Here is a 1,743-nt window from a genome sequence, read left to right on the forward strand (position 1 = left end):
CCCGAGCACCGGTCCGAAGGCCCCGGCCGCCGTGGCGTGCAGCCCCACCAGCATGGACAGACTGGCCAGCGAGCCCAACATCACCCCGGCCGCGAGTCCCGATACCTGTGCGAGCGCCAGGCCCACGGCCGAACAACACAACGCGGACACCGCCCAGCCGCCGCGAAGTGGAATGCCGGCACAGTACAGCCCCAGCCCCACCAGCGCCGTCACCAGCGGCGAGCCCACCACCAACAAGAGCAACATCCGCCGGACATAGAGCCCCGCGGCGCGTCCACCCTCACCTTGCTCTCGCCACAACTGGCCGATGCGCCCCCCTGGCGCGAGGATTCCCGCCGCCCGGAGCCTGTAGTGCAGGTCCACCGGACGAAACAACAGCAGCAATAGCAACCTCACAGGCGAAGGGACTTGGTGTGGCATGTCCGTTCGCGCTGGCTCCGCGGCCCCTGATTCCACGGTGGCCCCCCTCTTCTTGTTCGAGTTTCAGTCCTCCAGCCTACCCTTGCCCTGCCGGAGGATTTCAAGCGTATCGCCGATGAGTGAAACCACTGTCGACGGTTCGTTCAACGTCACACCCCCGTCAAGGATGAGCTCCAGCCCGTGGCCGAACTCCTCCTTGATCTCCCGTGCGTCCGTGAGCGGCTCACCCTGAGTATTGCTCACCGACGTCGTCACCAGAGGGCGGCCCAGTGCCCGAGCCAGTTCGCGAGCCAGGGGGGCATCCGGGACCCGGATACCGACCTGCTTCTGCTTGGTCATCATCAAATCGGGCACCAATCGCGTCGCTTCGAGGACGAAGGTAAACGCACCCGGGGTGAGACCCTTCATTGTTCGATACGCGAAATTGCTGACGTGGGCGTAGCGAGCGACGTCCGACAGGTCCGGGCACAGGAAGGACAGGGGCTTCTTCTTGTCGCGCCCCTTGAGCTGGTAGAGCCGCTCGATGGCCCGCTTCGAGCCCAGGTCACAACCCATGCCGTAGTACGTGTCCGTCGGATAGGCGATGAGCCCGCCGCGCTCGAGCACCTCCACGGCGCGCTGGATGTGGCGCGGTGAGGGGTGCTCCATGTCCACCTCGAGGATGGGTGCGGCCATGATGTCCTTCCTGCCTCCTGCGTGGGGCTGTCGAGCCTACGCGGTTCCCGGCGCCTCGTCCGTCCTGACTTCGCCACTGGCCGTCAGTGCACGTCGCGTGAGCACCGGGCCCACGAGTTCGTGCGCGGTGATCATCGCCACGATGAGCACCTCCACATGCGGGCCGAACGAGGGAAACGTCCTCGACACCAGCGCCGCCAACCCGAACGTCACGCCCGCCTGGGAGATGAGCCCCATCCACAGGTGGCTCTTCAACCGAGGGTCCTCCTTGGGCGCGAAGCGTCGACAAGCGAACCAGATGGCCGCGCCTCGCAGCACGACGAGCAGCAGCGCCGCCGGCCCCACTGTCACCAACGCATCCAGCTTCAGCCCCGCGCCAGCCGCCGCGAAGAAGAGCGCGAACACCGGCAGGCCCGCGCGTTGAATCGCGTGGTGGATGCGCTCGCCCTCGCGCTCATCCAGGTTGGCGATGAGCGCCCCGGCCGCCAGCGACACCAGCAGCGGCGACAGGTGCAGGCGCGTGCCACCCTCGGCCGCGGCGAAGGACAGGCCCACCAGGAACAGCGGCAGCTCCTGCTTCACGCCCCGCATGTAGACGAGCATCGCCACCGCGAGCAGGCCTCCCACCACCACCGAGCCGAACAGCTC

The 1,743-nt window shown here is 67.3% G+C and carries 2 protein-coding genes and 1 pseudogene; all 3 read right to left on the reverse strand.

What is annotated here, in order from left to right; all coding sequences use genetic code 11:
- Nucleotides 1-420, reverse strand: a pseudogene (locus tag FJV41_RS49000) (hypothetical protein); the annotation flags it as partial.
- 63 nt (nucleotides 421-483) lie between these two features.
- Complete coding sequence (locus tag FJV41_RS49005; RefSeq protein ID WP_141649487.1) at nucleotides 484-1,095, reverse strand: L-threonylcarbamoyladenylate synthase; 612 nt, start codon at nucleotides 1,093-1,095, stop codon at nucleotides 484-486.
- Nucleotides 1,096-1,131: 36 nt separating this feature from the next.
- Nucleotides 1,132-1,743: cation:proton antiporter domain-containing protein (locus FJV41_RS49010; RefSeq protein ID WP_181791511.1), on the reverse strand; the 612-nt coding region annotated here is incomplete at its 5' end.

It is taken from the genome of Myxococcus llanfairpwllgwyngyllgogerychwyrndrobwllllantysiliogogogochensis (genome assembly GCF_006636215.1).
In the GTDB taxonomy this organism is placed as follows: domain Bacteria; phylum Myxococcota; class Myxococcia; order Myxococcales; family Myxococcaceae; genus Myxococcus; species Myxococcus llanfairpwllgwyngyllgogerychwyrndrobwllllantysiliogogogochensis.

Coding starts and splice junctions, on each gene's coding strand:
- FJV41_RS49005 (WP_141649487.1), bottom strand. CDS start 1,095: ATGGCCGCACCCATCCTCGAGGTGGACATGGAGCACCCCTCACCGCGC.